This is a genomic window from Paenibacillus sp. FSL E2-0178, assembly GCF_038593005.1.
Classification (GTDB): domain Bacteria; phylum Bacillota; class Bacilli; order Paenibacillales; family Paenibacillaceae; genus Paenibacillus_AQ; species Paenibacillus_AQ phytohabitans.
Genome location: NZ_CP151953.1, coordinates 3,174,026 through 3,190,371, shown reverse-complemented (window position 1 = coordinate 3,190,371; position 16,346 = coordinate 3,174,026). Strand labels below are relative to the sequence as shown.

Below are 16,346 nucleotides of genomic sequence, written 5' to 3'. Positions count from 1 at the left end.
GATGACAGAATGGGCTTTTTGGGGCTGCCTGCCGTTCCTGACAGCAGCATTATTCACCGATATACGCTGGATGAAGATCCCTAACTGGATTACATTGCCTGCACTTGTTGCGGGAATATCCCTGCAGGTGATTATGAGCGGCCGGCATGGACTGCTCTTATCTCTGTGCGGTGCAGGTTCGGGGTTTCTGCTGCTGCTGATCATGTATTTCATCGGGGCAGTGGGGGCAGGAGATGTTAAGCTTTTTGCCGGAATTGGTGCCTGGACTGGTGTATTGTTCTCCCTGCAGGTAATTGTGTATTCTGTGCTGTTGGGAGCCGTTGTCGGCTGGATCATGATTCTCTTCAGGCGGGAAGCAGGCCGGAGGGTACGCGGTATGTTAAGCAGAACAGCGGGATTCCTGCTGCTCCGTAATACGGATATGTTCAAAAAAGGACAGGGGAGTGATCTGCTCCGGTTTCCTTTTATGCTGGCTGTTTTTCCGGGATTTATCTGTGCGTATTATTATTTCTGACTTGAGGTTTGGAGTTATAACAGCTCAGGAGGTGAAGCTGCTTGTTTGGACTGGAACGTGATTTCGTGCAGCAGGATGGGATAACGATGCTGCTCGGTAAGCCAGAGGGATTGGCGGCAGGAGAGCTTAACATGGTTCAGGCCCGCATGCTGATGAACACCGGTATTCCGCATCATCTGCGGCTGCTTCTTAGAGAGATAGACCTGCAGGTGACACTGGAATATACCGTATCAAGACGAAAAATGCTGGGGGCTCTGCTCAAAAGTGAGAGGCTGAGCATGCTGGAGTTCTTCGGGCTGCTGCTGCAGATCGCTGCAGGAATGGAGGAGGGGCGCCTGTATATGCTGCGTGCAGAGCAGTACGCGTTGCATGAAGACTACATCTTCATTGAGGGCCCGTTAAACAGTGGAAAAGTATTCCTTACCTACCTTCCACTGCAGCATACAGAATCAGCTGTAAGTCCGGGGGAGTCACTCAGATCGCTGATCATGGTATTTATGGCGGCCATCCATGAGCTGTCCGGCGACGGAATGCAGCGGCTGCTGCAATACTGCGGGGAGGAGGCTTTCAGCCCAGCAGGGCTTAAGGAACTATTAGCAGAATTGCTGACAGGGGCAGACCAATACAGGGCTCCTCCTGAAGTCATGGGGCTGGTTCAGGGGAAGCTGGCAGGAGTATCAATTCGGTCAGCAGACAGAATGGAACAGCCTCCGCTCCGTAATCTGGAAGAGCCAAAGACGGCTTTCCCGGGGAGAGCAGCCTTCGCGTGGGAGCAAGGAGATAAAGACACAGTACCTCCTGCTCCTGGACAGGCGCCAGATCAGGCTCCATGGATGGGCGGCGCACCGTGGCTGAAGCGGAAGGATGGGGGAGCAACCGGAGAACAGCTGAGGCCTGATATGCCTGAACAAACCCTCCAAGCTGCTGTGGACGGAACATCATCGTATCGGACGTATATTGTACTTGGTGCAGTGCTGTGCGATGCGTTGTTATGGAAGTTTCTCTATTTAAATAATCCCTTGACGCTTTGGCTAGCGCTCTGTGCAGCAGTAACTCTGGGGCTGGCAGTTGTATGCTGGATGGTGTGGAGCGGTAGGATTACCCGGGGCGGATCTGAGGAAGAGGAAGAATTTTTGGAGGAGGCGATAGAGGACAGGAAGGGTACAGGCCGGAAGCTGAGGAATGAGCTGGAATGGGATTTTGGCAGAAATCCGGTAGCGCCGCTCCGGACTTCAGCTCCCGCTTACATGCGTTCAGAACAAGCAGTATCTGCTGAAATCTCTTATCCAAGGGGGACAATGGCAGGAGGACAGGGTACAGCCCCGGAGATTGCAAAGGGCCGGATTCATGTGAAAGAAGCTCCTGCTGCTGTAGCTGCCACAGCGCTGCTTATCCGGGAACCGGAACCGGTCAAAGGGGACGGGCCCCCATCAAGCGGGCAGGCAGTTCCTTATCTGGAAAGAAGCGAGGCGGATAACGGCGGAACTCCTGAGAGAATTGAACTGAACCGCCCCAGCTTCATTATTGGCCGCTCTTCAGAGGTCGCCCAGTATGTAGAGACATCTGAAGGGGCATCGCGGGTGCATGCCGAAATTTCCAGAAGCTCCGGCGGGTATATCCTGAAGGATCTGGACTCCAGGAACGGCACGCTTCTCGCTGGTGAGGTTATGGTTCCTTATAAAGAGTATCCGTTGACCGAAGGAACGGTGTTCACGATTGTTAAGGGCTGCTATACGTTTCACACTTGAGATTTCAACTGTTCAAGCGCCGGCTGCAGGGTTGGATAGGTGAACGTGAAGCCGTTATTCACTGCTTTGGAAGGAAGTACACGCTGTCCCTCAAGCAGAATTTCCGACAGTTCTCCTACAGCAGCCTTCAGCAGAAATGCCGGGACGGGGAACCAATGCGGACGATGATAGACTTTGCCGATCATGCTTCCGAATTGTTCGTTCGTAACCGGCTGCGGTGCAGTGGCATTGACAGGACCCTCGATCTCAGGATGAAGAATGCAGAATTCGATTAGCCGGACGATATCCGTCAGGTGAATCCAGGACAGCCACTGCTTGCCGCTGCCGATTCTGCCGCCGAAGCCAAGGGAATATGGCAACCTCATTTTGGGAAAAGCACCGCTCTCATTGCCCAGAACAACGCCTGTGCGCAGTTTGACCAGCCGGCAGCCGGAATAGGCTTCATCGGCAGCCTCTTCCCAAGTCTTGACGACTTCTGAAGGGAAGTCTACAACGCGGGTTGGAGAAGATTCATTATAGGTATCCTGCCGTGAAGTCCCGTAAATGGCGACAGCAGAAGACTGGACGACTACCTGGGGCTTATGCTGCAGCGACCGCAGCAGCTTCCCTGCTGCGGTAACGGTTTCCAGCCGCGATTTCATAATCGCCTGCTTGCCGCTTTGAGTCCAGCGCTGGCTAAGGGAAGCTCCTGCAAGATTAACCAGTGCATCTGCGCCTTCGGCAGCTTCTGGATTTGATTTTAGACTGTCCCAGGTAAGATAGCTCAGGCCCGGATGAGATCGTGGGTTCGCCGGAAGCTTGCGGCCGACACTGATGAGCTGATGCCCGCTTTGCAGCCAATGTTCGGTTAGTTCGCTGCCGATGAAGCCGCTGCCTCCGCAAATGATATATTTCATAGGGGTGCTCCTGTTCTGGACGCCTGACCATGGCGTGACCTGATTAGCAGTTATTTGACTAAATGTTTATAAGGTGTGTAGTCGATGCCGTTCTTTTCCAGGAAGGTAACCAGAAAGCGGTTGTCGCGCCGTGGTGTGGCTATAATATAGCCTTTGATGCAGTGCTCGCGGGTTACCTCCGGAGCGTTGCTCTCCACAGCAATTCTGCCGATCTCGGCAGCAATGGAATGTTTGGCGATGTCGCGGAAGGGGCCGGGTACCGGCTGAACCAGCTGGTCCAGAAAAGCCTTCATCTCGTCGCTCCATAGTGGACGGCTGCGTTCTACCCAGTAATTCTGCCAGTCCAGCTTGGACTTGCCGTCAGCCTTGGGCAGTACCTTCAGAAATTTGCGGAACATAAAATAGCCGCCGATGCACATACAGCCCAGCAGTAAAAAGGTCCAAAATGCGATAGAATTCATAAACCAGTTGCTCGGAGCTGCAGATAACAAGCTTGAGGGTGAATGATAATGCATGTATACACCGCCTTTGACAATGATGATTGTCACTTTCCTTTTACTCATCTAAAGTATAGCGTATTTCCAAAGTTTTGCGAAGCGGAAGCGGGCTTACGGGGCTTGCCTAGATTTATTTTCCCGATCACGGTAGAATAAGGGTTAATTCGTGAAGGAAAGAGGGAAATAGGCATGCTGAAAATAGGTTCACATGTGTCCTGCGCGGACAAGGGGCTCCTGAGCGCGGCCAATGAAGCAAATGAGTACGGATCCACCTCGTTTATGATATATACGGGAGCGCCGCAGAATACGCGCCGTAAGCCGATTGAATCGATGTTCCCTGAGGAAGGGAAGCTGGCTATGGCGCAGAATGGCGTCGAAGAGATTGTGGTTCATGCCCCATACATTATTAACCTGGGCTCCTACAAGGAAAGCACCTACCAGCTGGCAGTTGATTTCCTGCAGGAGGAGATCCGCCGTACCCATGCGCTCGGTGTTAAGCATATCGTCCTGCATCCGGGTGCATTCACTGACAAGGATGCCGAATACGGCATTCAGCGTATTGCTGACGGACTAAATGAAGTGCTGGGCGGTACGAATGAGACGGAAGTGCATATTGCTCTGGAAACAATGGCCGGCAAGGGAACTGAGGTCGGACGCAGCTTCGAGGAGATTGCTTCCATTATCGATAAGGTCGAACATAATGAGCGGTTGTCCATTTGTCTCGACACCTGTCACATTCATGATGCCGGATACGATATCGTGGGCGATCTGGATGGTGTACTGAAGAAATTTGACGACACTATCGGCCTGGGACGGCTAGGCGTTATCCACATTAATGACAGCAAGAACCCGCGCGGAGCGGGCAAAGACCGCCATACTCCGATTGGCTCGGGCTATATTGGTTTTGAGACGATCAACAATGTCGTACATCATGAAGCACTGGCAGGTCTGCCGTTCATTCTGGAGACCCCGTGGATTGGCAAGGATGCCAAGAAGCTTCGTCCAATGTATGAAGTGGAAATTGCTCTGCTGCGCGGGAATGTGGCTGAACGTTTCGGAGCGGAGTTCCTGCAGGAGCTGGAAGAGCTGCATGCTTTTTTTGCCAAACAGGAGCTGGACTCCCGCCGCTATGTGCTTGATGTATGGGAATTGCTGAAGAATGATGCCAAAGCCAAAAAAGCCGATCCCCGTGAACCGCTGGAACGTCTCTATGATCAAGTAATTGCCGCCGGATTATTCCCTCAGCTTAGTGAGGAAGCTGTCAACCAGCGGCTGATCGCCTGGCTGGCAGGCAAGCAGCTGCTCGTGAACGCTTAATCCAACAACAGATTGCGCAAGCAGATGAGAGGATGGACGGAGAAATATGGAGTTACATGTGAAAAGAGATCATTCATCAGGCGGACAATATCCGGACCGGGCGCGTATGCTCATTTCCTGTCCTGACGGGCCGGGAATCGTAGCGGCGGTGTCGCATTTCTTGTACCAGCATGGTGCGAACATTGTGCAGTCGGATCAATATACGATGGACCCGGACGGCGGGATGTTTTTTATGAGAGTGGAGTTTGACCTGCCTAAGCTGGATGAACGGCTGGAAGAGGTGCGGACGATCTTTGGCGGCGTTGCCGAGCGCTTCAAGATGAACTGGCAGATCTTCAATGTAAGCCACAAGAAGCGGCTGGCGATCTTTGTATCCAAAGAGGATCACTGTCTGGTGGAGCTGCTCTGGCAGTGGCAGGCCGGTGATCTGGATGCGGATATTGCACTTGTGGTCAGCAACCATACGGACATGCAGGCTTATGTTGAATCCTTCGGCATTCCTTTCCATCATATTCCGGTTACAGCGGATACGAAGGAAGCCGCAGAGAAACGTCAGCTTGAGGTGATCGGTGATGATATCGATGTGATCATTCTGGCCCGGTATATGCAGATTATCTCGCCTTCGTTCATCGAGCATTACCGGCACCGGATTATCAATATCCACCATTCGTTCCTGCCGGCATTCGTCGGCGGCAAGCCGTACGCCCAGGCGTATCAGCGCGGGGTCAAGATTATCGGCGCTACTGCCCACTATGTGACTGAAGAGCTGGACGGCGGTCCGATTATCGAGCAGGACGTGCAGCGGGTCAGCCACAGTGATGATGTGAACGAGCTTAAGCGCATCGGACGCACCATTGAACGGGTAGTTCTGGCCCGTGCGGTGAAATGGCATATTGAGGACAGAATCCTCGTGCATCATAATAAAACAGTAGTTTTTAATTAAGCAGCGAAGCATTCCAGTTAACCATTACAACCACTCCGGTAAAGGTCAGGAATCACACGGAACACGGATATTCATAACATCCTTCCGGCCTGATTTTTACCGGAAACATCTTCAGCCGGGAGCTTCTCCCGCAGCCTCAAGCTATACAACAACCTCACAGTAATAATCTAATACACTTCTCACCACTACAGGTAAAAAAGCATTTTACCGGCATTTTGGATCTTAATCCAAAATGTATTTTGTTATGTGCAGATTTCACATTCAAGGGGGTAAAGGGCTTGTCATCGCAACGCGGACATTTATTAAAACGCAATTACATCTTTGCCTTTCTCATCCTGACCACCGGCTTCGGCGGATTGCTTGGCTATGATCTCTATTTCAAACCCTATATACTCTCTCAGACCGTCGTCAAAATCAAGGTGGATGGCGGAGGCTTTTTACCGAAAAATTATGAGCTGAAGCCCGGAGATCTCTATCTGGATTCCGTGCAGACCAAAGACATTCCGGCTGGTGTTATCCGAAGCCTGGATCAGGTGGAACAGAAGATTACGAATGTGAATCTGACGGATGGCAGTATTCTGACCGAATCACTGATTGATGTGAGCAATCTGGAGCCGCAGCAGGATGAGGGGATATTCCCTATACCCAAAGAGGCGATCTATGCCATTAACGGTTCTCTCCGCAGCAGAGATAAGGTGGATATTTATCTGGTAGAAGGGGATTCGCCGGTTAAGGACCGGACAGGCTATAGCCCGGCAGCCGAGGCAGCAGAAGCTTCCGCAGGAATGAAGGTTTCAGGACCGGCATCTGCGGTGGAAGAGGAAATTCAGCCGGTGCTTCCCGGCCGCAAAGTATTTCTCAGCGGAGTAACCGTGAATTATGTGCGTACCGAAGACAACAATGATGTGCTGGATTCGGAGAATGGCAACAACAATAACCGCTTCACCTCGACCGGGAAAGTAGCTACGCCGGAGCTGAAGCTGAAGAAGAGCGACGGGGAGCTGCTGGGGGCGTTTCTGGAACAGGGCAAGAAGCTGTGGATCGTAAGAGTGGAGTAGGAGAGTAGAGCAGAAGGGAGGAAGGACGAGCTTGAAAATATTCAGTCTGGGTATGGATCAGCTGACAATTAATGAAATAAAGCTTGCCGGATTTACGGTCATTGCCCAAAGCGTGCTGCCAGAGCCGGCGCAGGCCGGAGGACATTTGCTGATGGTGACAAGCGAGCAGGTACCGGTATCCGAACTCAGCGGGCTGCGCCGGAGTTATCCGGATTCCAACATTTTATATGTTTATCTGCAAAAAGGAGTGAGGGGGTATCAGGCTATTCATATGCAATGTGAAAGCCTGGGAATCTTCTTCATGCCTCCGCGTTCGACCTCATCGGCCATTATCGATAAGCTTCGCTACATGCTTGAGGATGAGCAGTCAGAGCGGGGAAATCTGATCGGATTCTTCGGGTCCGGGCCGGGCATTGGCTGTACAAGTGCAGCTAAGCTGTTCGCCAGACGGATTGCGGCTTCGGGGCTGCGGGTGATCGTGCTGGGTCTTGATCTGTACGATCCGGGTTATGACCGTAAGACAGCAGTCAGTCTGGACAGGCTGCGGCCGCGGATTACCGGCAAAATGCTTCACGATGAGGACTTTGCCGGGTTTGTGAAGCAGGAAGGATATTCGTACCTGCCGGGCAACTTTGATTATTTAAGCGCTCAGGACTATCAGGAGGAGGAGATCGAGTATTTGCTGGCCAGAGCAAGTGACAATGCCGATGTAGTGGTGGCTGATTTCGGGTCGATTCCGGAAAGTGCCGCCTGGTATGTGGGCATGCAGAAATCGGTGCTGCGGATGATTGTAACTCATCCCCGTCATGAATACAGACTGCAGCCTCTGATGGAGCTGGCCGGGCATATGGATCTGCATCCGCAGGATTTCCAGTGGATCATTAACCGCAGCAATGTGGAGGAGCTGACCTCTTCCAAGAATCTGGCGCTGCGCTTTGGCAGTGAGATCCTGCTGGAGCTTCCGTATTACCAGCCTTTTCTGGAGAGCCTGCCGCTCGGCAAAAAAGAACTTCAGCATGTAGACGATAAGGTTCACGCGCTGCTGGTCTCGCTGGGTCTGGCCTTGGAAGTCCGAAAGAAGGGAATATTTCAATGATTGAGTATCCGGATGAAGCTTGGCCGCTGAAGCAGGGGCGAATTCCATCAAGATGGACTCCGCTTGACCCTGAGCATGGAAGGCGGCAGGAAGAGGAGGACGGGAGCGGACAGGCACTGCCTGGATTAGCAAAGGAGACAGAGGCCATACGGCTTTTCTCACTGAAGCAGAGCGTGCTCCGTACCAGCAAACCCGGCAAGGAAGACTTCTACGGCTTTCTGCAAAAAATGAAAAGTGAAATGAACGCCGGACTGGAGCGTGAGGATGACAGCTATTTCGAGCTAAATGCCAAGGCGTTGATTGGTGATCCGCAGGCAGTCAGCTTTTTCATGAACGAGATCGAGAAATATTTGCGCCGTACCCCGTTTACGGGCAAGGTGCCGGAAGCTTACCGTACAGCCGCTGAAGCGCTGTTTCATGAATGGAAAGGGTTCGGACCCGCTTACCGCTGGTTCACAGACCGGGCTTATAGTGAATCAACCGGTCTGCAGATGATCGGACGGCAAATTTTCTATAACCACCAGGGCAGGTTTGTAGCTTATCCGTATGAGATGCCTTCGCTGGATCGTGTAGAGCAGCTCAAGCGATCCCTTTTGAAAAGCGATCCTAACAAAAAGCTGAACAAGGATAACCCTTCGGTGGAATTCAAAATGGATGATCCCCTCTGGCCAGGCCGGTTCATCCGGTTAGCCATCTGGGTGTCGCCACGGGTCTGGGAAGGCTTCACCACCATATCGCTGCGCCGCCAGGTCGTCGAATTCCTGGATCTGGATGATCAGGCCGGCACAGAATGCATCCCTGCGGAGGCGATTGAACTGATCCGTGCGCTTACGGGTACGTTTCGAAATACGATTATTGCGGGTGCCGTAGGCTCGGGCAAAACCACTTTTGCCAATACAATTGTCGGTGAGCAGCTGCTCGGTTCCTCCTCCTGCATGGGTGTGGTGATGATTGAGAAGCATCCGGAGTCAATTCTGCCATATCAGATCAAGGGCCACCGAATCATTCCAATCCAGGCATCCAATGAGGAGCTGATGGAGGTCGGCGTGGAATCGCTGCGGCATGACCCGAACATTCTCTATATGACGGAGATGCGTTATAACGAATGGGAATTCTATCTGTGGAGCGGCGAGAAGGGCTATGACGGCATTACCGGAACCTTTCATACGGTGGATTCGGAGGATATTCCTTACCAGGGTGCATTTGCCGTATCTACACGGATTGGCGGCAGCCTGAAGGGGCATTTAATCTCAGCGCTGAAATCCTGTGAGCTGGTATTTATTCTGGAAAGTGTGCCCGATGGGAAGAAGCGGCTCGCGCGGATTTCCGAGGTTTTTTATGAGGAAGCCAGCAACTCGGTATTCGCTAATGATCTGATGCGCTGGGAGCCGGAGCAGTCGGCCTGGAGCTACAATGACAAGCTGACGCCGGGACTGATGCTGAAGATGAAGAAGAAGAATGCGCGGGCCACGCGGATTATGCTGCAGGAGCTTGGGCATCTCGCCGCCCAGAAACCGATGGTAGACCCGCTGAAGGAAAGCTTGAAATCCAGGATTGTTTTGAACGAATGAGGGGGGAGCCTGTGGCGCTGCTGTACTATATCATCCAGTTTGTCTTTCATTTACTGGCCGCGGGCGGATTGTGGCTATTGGTGAAGCCGCTTATTGAGCGGCATTTATCGCAGTGGGGACAAAAGATGGATTTCCGGATGAACCTGAGGATGAGTCTGTTCGGCAAAAAGGTAAGCATGATTAATAAAAGAATGTGGCTATACCGCCATCTGGATGATTTGCTGTATTTTGCCCATAAGAGGTATGAGCCGGGAATCAGTGTTATGCGTTTTGTCACCCGTTCAGGCATGCTGTTCACGGGGGTGTTTCTATCGGGTCTGCTGACTCTGCGGGAGTTGCCGGGACATATGAGCTTTAATAATCCTTTCCTGGAGGGGATTGTGTTAAATGACGGTACAGCTGTGCAGGACGCTTGGCGGCTCCCGCTGTTTCTGGCAGTTCTCTCGGCAAGCATTCCATACTTACGGATGAGGTATACCTATGCTCAAAGGAAAGTGCGGGGGAGCTACGATCTGCTCGATGTGATCAAAATCGCCACCAAATTCACTCATTTATCTGCGGATTCCATTCTGTCGAGAACCAGTGATTTGCTGGCCGGGGATAATGTGCTGAAGACTCCCTTGAAGCTGCTTGGAGCGGCGTTTGCCAATTACAGCAATGAACGCGAGCTGAATGAGGAGGCGGGGCGTTTTGCCGGAGCGATCGGAACGACCTTTGCCGTAGAATTCGTATCGGATCTGCTCTATTGCGAGAAGGAAGGCACACGTTATCTCAAAAGCTCGCTCATGATGCTTAACCGCTCCATGGAGCAGCAACGGGAGACGATTCTGACGGTCAAAGCAAGCAGCAGGGATGCGATTAGCCTGGGACTGTACGGGAATCTGGTTGTACTGGTTTCTTCGGTTGGAACATTTATGTACATGCTGAAGCCAGACGTCTATTTCAAACTGCAGTTTGAGACTACCGTCGGCCTTACATTTATGATGGTCATCATTGCGGGAATGTTCATCTCGTTCATGATCAGTACCATCCTCGCCAGGCCCAAGCTGGACTACCACTAAGGTGATGAATAATGGATAGATTACTACTTTTGATAGCTGTAACAGGTATTGTGTATCTCGCTCTATTGGTTTTTGTCAGCAGCAGCAGCCGTCAGGAACGTTATGTGCTCCGGCTCGGCGTGAAGTGGAAGGCCTTCGGGGAACGGGTGCAGAATGAACGGCTGCAGCACTTGCTGAATCAGAGCGGTCTGCCCATATCAGCAGCCAAAATCACACTGTTCCGGTACTCGGCGGCTCTGATTTATCTGCTGGTTCAGACGGCAGGTGCCTTCGTACGTTCAGAGTCTTTGTCTATTTATGATCCGCTTATTGCTGCGCTTATTCTCCTGATTACCAGTCCGCAGCGGGTTCTGCCGCTTGGCTGGCTGCTGGTCTGGCTGCATCAGAAGACACTTATTCAAAAAGACGGGGAGCTGATTTCCTTCATCCGTCTCTATGAGAATAACCGGTTGCGCAAGCGCGGGTATGTGGAGTTTGGAGCCTTTTGTGCAGGGACAGCCAGCCACTTCAATTATATCCGTCAGGATCTATATGAGCTCTCGGAAAGGGCGGTAGATGAGGGAACCGAACGGGCGATTGAATGGTTTTGCGGCAAATTTCCCGAGAATCACGCTTTCATTAATGATATCCGTTCGATTCTGCTGGCGACGGAGGGCATGGATGATGATCATGAAGCAGCGAATTATTTAAGGGAGCAGGGCAAGATTATCACCAAAATATCGAGCGACCAATATCTGAAGAAATGGTCCTTCATCGGCGATGTATCGACCATCATTAATGTAATTCCGTCTATCGCTACCTTCCTGATGATTGTATGTCTGGCTATGCAGTACATTATGCTGATTAAGGGCAATTTTAGCGGTGTGGGGATGTTTCAATGAGTGAATTTTTGTATATTCAAACAGCACTTAAAAATATAAAATAAAAAGGGAGATATTAACAATGAAAAAGGACGCTATTTCTACTGGTTTATTTATCGCTATCGGATTTCTGTGTGTGGCTATCGTAATCGCAATACTGATTCCTGTCGTACGGGACGTAATCGACGATGCAGATGATAACAGACCGGTCATTCCGGCGGTTAGCCTGGTTGAGCCGTCAGGCTCGGGGGAAGCAGCAGTAACGTATACCATCGTTCCTCCTTTGGTTTAACGGAGATGAAGAAGGACTCGATTTCCGTCGCACTGTTTCTGGCTATTGGCTTTGTGATTGCAGGGGTTTTTATCGCCGGGGCAACAAGCATTATCGGCGGCAGCCAGGATGATATCATTACCCATGTCAAAGCAGTTGAACAGTATTAAAAGGAGGCGCTGCGCTTGAAGGCAACCGTCCTCCGGGCATTGTTTATGTGGCTGGTGCTGTTCATTATCCTGCAGCCGATTTTTACGTATATTGATTATCTGCTGGATTTGCAGGTCAAAGCTAATACATCTTATATCACACAAAAGGCCGCAACCGAAGGAATGGTTACAGCCTCTATGAGAGGCGAGGTCATCTCGAACCTGAAGGCTGTCGGTTTTCCGGAGAACTCTATTGAAATTACTAGTAGTACGGAAATGATTCTTGAGCGCAAGCAGCGGATAGATGTGTATGTAACAGCGCCAAGGGTAAACCTGTTTCCCTACAATTTCTCCGGCGTCTCCCAGCCGACACGTTATTATGGGCACGGCTCGATCATGAGTGAATATCTCGATTAACTAAGGGATGAAGCTGAACAATGGATTATATTATTAAGCTGGCATTTGTCCTGCTGATCTTTATCTACTCCTGGTTTTTTCAAATTCAGAATCAGGAGTGGGACATCATGCGCAGTATGCTCAAGGATGCCAACAATATGGCGGTTCACGATGCATCACAGGAGTTGAACGAAGCAGCGCGGGCACAAGGTAGGTTGATTATTGACCCATCTGCGGCGTATGAGACCTTCCGCCAAACGCTGCAAAGTAATCTGGGACTGGACGACGGCTTATCCCCCTTAGCGGGGAGCCGGCTCCAGGCTCAAGTGAAGATCGTCAAGTTCGACATTGTGGATGAAGCGACGGATAATACGTTTCCCATGCTCTATGAAGACCCTGCTTACGGCATCACCAAATACATACAAGGACCTTCGGTCATCGCAGTTATTGAAACAGAGCATCCGGTCCTGATCTCCAGAAACAAAGTACAAGAAGCAATTACCGTGCCGGCGGTTCAAGAGTATAAGCTGAATCATTAGCCATATTAGCTTCGGCAGGTCCTGACCCAACTACTACAAATAAGGGAGAGTTCGATTATGAAAAAGACGATGCTCAGCAAAACAATGATGGGGAGAACAGCTGTGAAAGCCTTACTGGCAACAGCATTGTTAGCCGGTGGAATTGTAGGTCAAGTTGGGCCTGCCAGTGCAACAGCTGCAAAGCCGACGGCGGCTCCGATTATGAGAGATAATCTTTCGAAGTACGGATTAGTGAAAGATGTGGAGCTTCCGGTAACAGTTGAGGCTGGCGGACTTAGTTATACGCTGGAGAAGATTATGATTTATGATTTTAATTCTAAAGATGCAATCAATTTGAGGAAAACATATAAATATGGCGAAGAATCCGGGCTTATTTCAAAGCCTACATATTTTGTTTGGACGAAAATTACAGTCAAAAATAATAGTAAGAAGGTAGTGGATAATACAACCGATGATTTTTGGAGATTGAAATTTAAAACGTTCACTACACTTGAACCTGTGACAAATTGGTCTAGGATTGAGAAGACGAATGACAAAATGGCTCTTAATAAGTTGCTGCTAAAACCTGGTGAACAATTAACAACCTATCAGGCTTATATGTACGATGGAACGACTTTTGACTATTTCGTTATTCGTTTGTTCTTTAATGGTCAATTCAGTGAAAAATATGTAGTGAAAGAACTGTAAGGGGGGGATATGAGAAAATTCACTGGTTTGATTCTTATTATTATTTTACTAACAGCAAACTTACCGAATTATTATGCTCAGGCCGCAGGAGCAAAATCAGGTTCCGTCGCTGTCCCCATTACTACAGGTTTGGCAGGATCAGATAACAGTGCGAAAAGTTTTTATTTGGACTTGCCCAGTGGTGTTACCAGTTCCACTATAGTGCAAAATACACTTAAATATACTGGCAATAATCAGACTATTGGAAATACTACTATAGAGAATGGGAAAATCAAAATAACTTTAAGAGGGTCGGAAAATAAAAAAGTGCTTGAAAAAGTAAAAGGATATCAGGCTTCTTTTGGAGAAATGTACGCCACCAAAATATATAATTCAATATGGTTATATTCCGATGGAAGACGCTGGCAAATTAACGAATATGATGAGCGTAATGATCGAATGAAAACAAAAGATGTACATGCAGCCGATGGTTATCCATCACAAAATCCTCCAACTACACTAGTAACAGCTGGTCCTTTACAAGATCAGCTGTATCTCAAATGGTACAATGGTTCTAAAACAGAGGTTATTGATTCGAAAGATATTATTTCATCAACTATAAAACCAATAATATCAACACATTCCCCATATACTGAAGGGGAGCCGACATTTAAGAATGGAAGAGTTATTATAAACTATTATATTCCCAATAGTACTCCATGGGAAAAAGAACCGGATGACGGATTATCAGGTAAAGCCGAAGGCAGGAAATATTTTGCAAGGGTTACTTATTATTACGAAGCAAACGCCAACGTCACCACCTACAGCTACGGCGGCCTAGTCACCTTCGACTACAACCTCCCCGATGAACCAACTCTAACCGGCGCAGCAATCCTCGAAAAGCCCTCACCCAATCCGGCAAAGTTCGAGGATAAGGACGTGCCGGTACAAATTAACCTAAAAGGGGAGCTGTTGGCATATAAAGATTCGTCTAACATCGAGGAATGGGTATTTTATGCCAAAGAAAAAGGCAATGACAGCACGCTGAAAACGCTAAAGGATTATTCCAAAACCCTTACGTCTGCAAAAAAGATTGATTTTACTGTTTTAAAATCAAAAGTGAAGGCGCCTGGTATCACACAGGAATACGAATTAAGTGTAGTCGTGAGGTTCAAGAAACCCGTTATAACCAAAACGGGGACCATCACTTCATTGAAGGAGTCCTATAACGTTAAAGCCGGAGTGTATACAACTCCAATTCCACCAGGCGGTGATTATCCAGGGCCAACTACTCCTCCGAATCCTCCGCGAGAGCTGAAGCCACCGATTGCTCTTATTTCAGCGCCAAAGACGATTAAGGCAGGACAAGAATTTGAAGCCAGTGGCGCAGGCTCCTACGATCTGGATGGCTTTATCAAAAGCTATTATTGGGACACTCCTAATGCTGAAGGGGAATTGACGGATCGGCCGCGGGGAACCCTTTGGTACGATAAAGAGCACTTAGGTGAGCAGTCGCTGGCACTTACGGTTTTGGATGATGATTCGATGGCCGGGAGCACCAGTACTGAAATTACGGTCATTGAGCCGGTCCCGAATGCGTCCATTTATGCTGAAGGAACCTTGAAACAGAACCGGAAGGTCATTATTCGCAGTTATAGCAGCAGTCCTACACATTACCCGTTGGTAGATTCTAAAACTAAAATCACCATCACTGCCGTTTCTGGGGGGACTAATGCAGACATAAAATACAGCGGGTCGCTGAATGGCGTGCCAAGTAAAGATGTACTGTTTAAAAAGCCCGGCAGATATAAAGCAACAATCTATGTCGAGAATACCCTGGGGCTGTCTGCGAGCAGCGAAGTGTCGTTTGATATTGTACCGGATGAGAAGCCCTTTGCTTACTTCACACTTCCTGGTTCTGCGTATCGTAATCCTGCAGATGGTAATCAGGCGACCATCTCCATCGATGACATGTCCTATTCTCCCGATAAAGATATTGTGGACCGGAGGCTATGGGAATATCGCTACGATTCGAATAACAACGGTAATTTCGCAGATGAGAGCTGGGTCATCTTTAGTAACGAGAATTTAGATCATCTCAATCTTAAAGTGCGGGATGTTGGACAGTACCTGGTACGGCTTACCGTGTTCGAAGAATTTGGGCAGCCGACCATAGATGAATTTGTTACCCAGGATGATCGCCAATCGATCAACTCAGACATCACACAAAATGCTATTGAACGAATCTTTAAGGTTAAAAATCAGGCGCCAGATGTGGATTGGTCATGGTAGAAAGGAAAGAGCATGCAGAATTTTAAAAAAGCACTCTCTATTTTTATGGCTGCTGTTTTACTGCTTCTAACCTATCCTGAAGCTTTTTCGGAAAAAGCACGGGTAGAGGCAGCGGGTGATCCCAATGTGATCAACTATATTGATATCCGTGTTGAGGCATTTACTCAGATAAGTAAATGGGAACCCTCTATGGGGGGGATCGGAGATGTAATTCTTGAGGTGCCAGGTTTTACTCTTAAAAATGTCCGATTTGACCTGATAACTCGGAAGTTTGAGTATGATATTTTTTTGGATGCACCCATTGTAATGAAATCATCTAATCTAGATTGGTATTCTGACTTCTGGAGAACCAGATTTGTGAGTATTAGTACAGGATTTACTTCACCTACAAGGAGCTCAACAGTCAAGCAAGACGAATGGACGGTAAGTGAGTTTCCGGCTACTCAAACTTCTAATACATTGAGTCTATCGG

Annotated in this window: 17 protein-coding genes; 15 read left to right on the top strand and 2 right to left on the bottom strand. The window is 49.3% G+C overall.

Annotated elements, in window-relative coordinates; genetic code table 11:
* Window position 1: 1 nt before the first annotated feature.
* Together MHI42_RS13905 and MHI42_RS13900 are read left to right on the top strand one after the other, a co-directional pair.
* Entirely contained in the window at window positions 2-514 is a 513-nt protein-coding gene (locus MHI42_RS13905; protein WP_171717826.1) for an A24 family peptidase, read from the top strand.
* Between the two features lie 41 nt (window positions 515-555).
* Complete coding sequence (locus MHI42_RS13900) at window positions 556-2,262, top strand: DUF6382 domain-containing protein (protein ID WP_342424170.1); 1,707 nt, start codon at window positions 556-558, stop codon at window positions 2,260-2,262.
* Here MHI42_RS13900 and MHI42_RS13895 read toward each other — a convergent pair.
* Window positions 2,253-3,158 (bottom strand): TIGR01777 family oxidoreductase, encoded by a 906-nt coding sequence (locus MHI42_RS13895; protein ID WP_342424169.1) that lies wholly within the window; start codon window positions 3,156-3,158, stop codon window positions 2,253-2,255. The genes MHI42_RS13900 and MHI42_RS13895 overlap by 10 nt on opposite strands.
* Window positions 3,159-3,208: 50 nt before the next feature.
* The gene (locus tag MHI42_RS13890) at window positions 3,209-3,673 is read right to left on the bottom strand and encodes a DUF2621 domain-containing protein (protein ID WP_342424742.1); all 465 of its coding nucleotides are present in this window, start codon (window positions 3,671-3,673) and stop codon (window positions 3,209-3,211) included.
* A 171-nt stretch (window positions 3,674-3,844) separates the two neighbouring features.
* Between MHI42_RS13890 and MHI42_RS13885 the strand changes: the two genes are divergently transcribed.
* The 13 genes from MHI42_RS13885 (at window position 3,845) to MHI42_RS13825 (ending at window position 15,874) form a co-directional block, all read left to right on the top strand.
* The gene (locus MHI42_RS13885) at window positions 3,845-4,972 is read left to right on the top strand and encodes a deoxyribonuclease IV (protein WP_342424168.1); all 1,128 of its coding nucleotides are present in this window, start codon (window positions 3,845-3,847) and stop codon (window positions 4,970-4,972) included.
* A 46-nt stretch (window positions 4,973-5,018) separates the two neighbouring features.
* Complete coding sequence (gene purU, locus MHI42_RS13880; RefSeq protein WP_042134331.1) at window positions 5,019-5,915, top strand: formyltetrahydrofolate deformylase; 897 nt, start codon at window positions 5,019-5,021, stop codon at window positions 5,913-5,915.
* Between the two features lie 278 nt (window positions 5,916-6,193).
* Window positions 6,194-6,973 (top strand): SAF domain-containing protein, encoded by a 780-nt coding sequence (locus MHI42_RS13875; RefSeq protein ID WP_342424167.1) that lies wholly within the window; start codon window positions 6,194-6,196, stop codon window positions 6,971-6,973.
* A gap of 31 nt (window positions 6,974-7,004) precedes the next feature.
* The gene (locus MHI42_RS13870) at window positions 7,005-8,069 is read left to right on the top strand and encodes a hypothetical protein (RefSeq protein WP_342424166.1); all 1,065 of its coding nucleotides are present in this window, start codon (window positions 7,005-7,007) and stop codon (window positions 8,067-8,069) included.
* Window positions 8,066-9,640 (top strand): ATPase, T2SS/T4P/T4SS family, encoded by a 1,575-nt coding sequence (locus MHI42_RS13865; RefSeq protein WP_342424165.1) that lies wholly within the window; start codon window positions 8,066-8,068, stop codon window positions 9,638-9,640. The genes MHI42_RS13870 and MHI42_RS13865 overlap by 4 nt, the downstream gene beginning before the upstream one ends.
* Window positions 9,641-9,651: 11 nt before the next feature.
* Window positions 9,652-10,701: a hypothetical protein gene (locus MHI42_RS13860; protein WP_171717833.1), complete on the top strand. Its 1,050-nt coding sequence runs from the start codon at window positions 9,652-9,654 to the stop codon at window positions 10,699-10,701.
* Between the two features lie 11 nt (window positions 10,702-10,712).
* Entirely contained in the window at window positions 10,713-11,582 is an 870-nt protein-coding gene (locus MHI42_RS13855) for a hypothetical protein (protein WP_342424164.1), read from the top strand.
* A 61-nt stretch (window positions 11,583-11,643) separates the two neighbouring features.
* Window positions 11,644-11,853 (top strand): hypothetical protein, encoded by a 210-nt coding sequence (locus tag MHI42_RS13850; protein ID WP_042134342.1) that lies wholly within the window; start codon window positions 11,644-11,646, stop codon window positions 11,851-11,853.
* Between the two features lie 5 nt (window positions 11,854-11,858).
* Window positions 11,859-12,002, top strand: coding sequence for a hypothetical protein (locus MHI42_RS13845; RefSeq protein WP_342424163.1), 144 nt, complete (start codon window positions 11,859-11,861; stop codon window positions 12,000-12,002).
* A 15-nt stretch (window positions 12,003-12,017) separates the two neighbouring features.
* Window positions 12,018-12,398, top strand: a complete 381-nt coding sequence (locus MHI42_RS13840; protein WP_171717836.1) for a hypothetical protein — start codon at window positions 12,018-12,020, stop codon at window positions 12,396-12,398.
* A gap of 20 nt (window positions 12,399-12,418) precedes the next feature.
* On the top strand, window positions 12,419-12,916 hold the full coding sequence (locus tag MHI42_RS13835) for a hypothetical protein (protein ID WP_342424162.1): 498 nt from the start codon (window positions 12,419-12,421) through the stop codon (window positions 12,914-12,916).
* A 57-nt stretch (window positions 12,917-12,973) separates the two neighbouring features.
* Window positions 12,974-13,603, top strand: coding sequence for a hypothetical protein (locus tag MHI42_RS13830; RefSeq protein ID WP_342424161.1), 630 nt, complete (start codon window positions 12,974-12,976; stop codon window positions 13,601-13,603).
* 9 nt (window positions 13,604-13,612) lie between these two features.
* Window positions 13,613-15,874, top strand: coding sequence for a hypothetical protein (locus MHI42_RS13825; RefSeq protein WP_342424160.1), 2,262 nt, complete (start codon window positions 13,613-13,615; stop codon window positions 15,872-15,874).
* Window positions 15,875-16,346 lie beyond the last annotated feature (472 nt).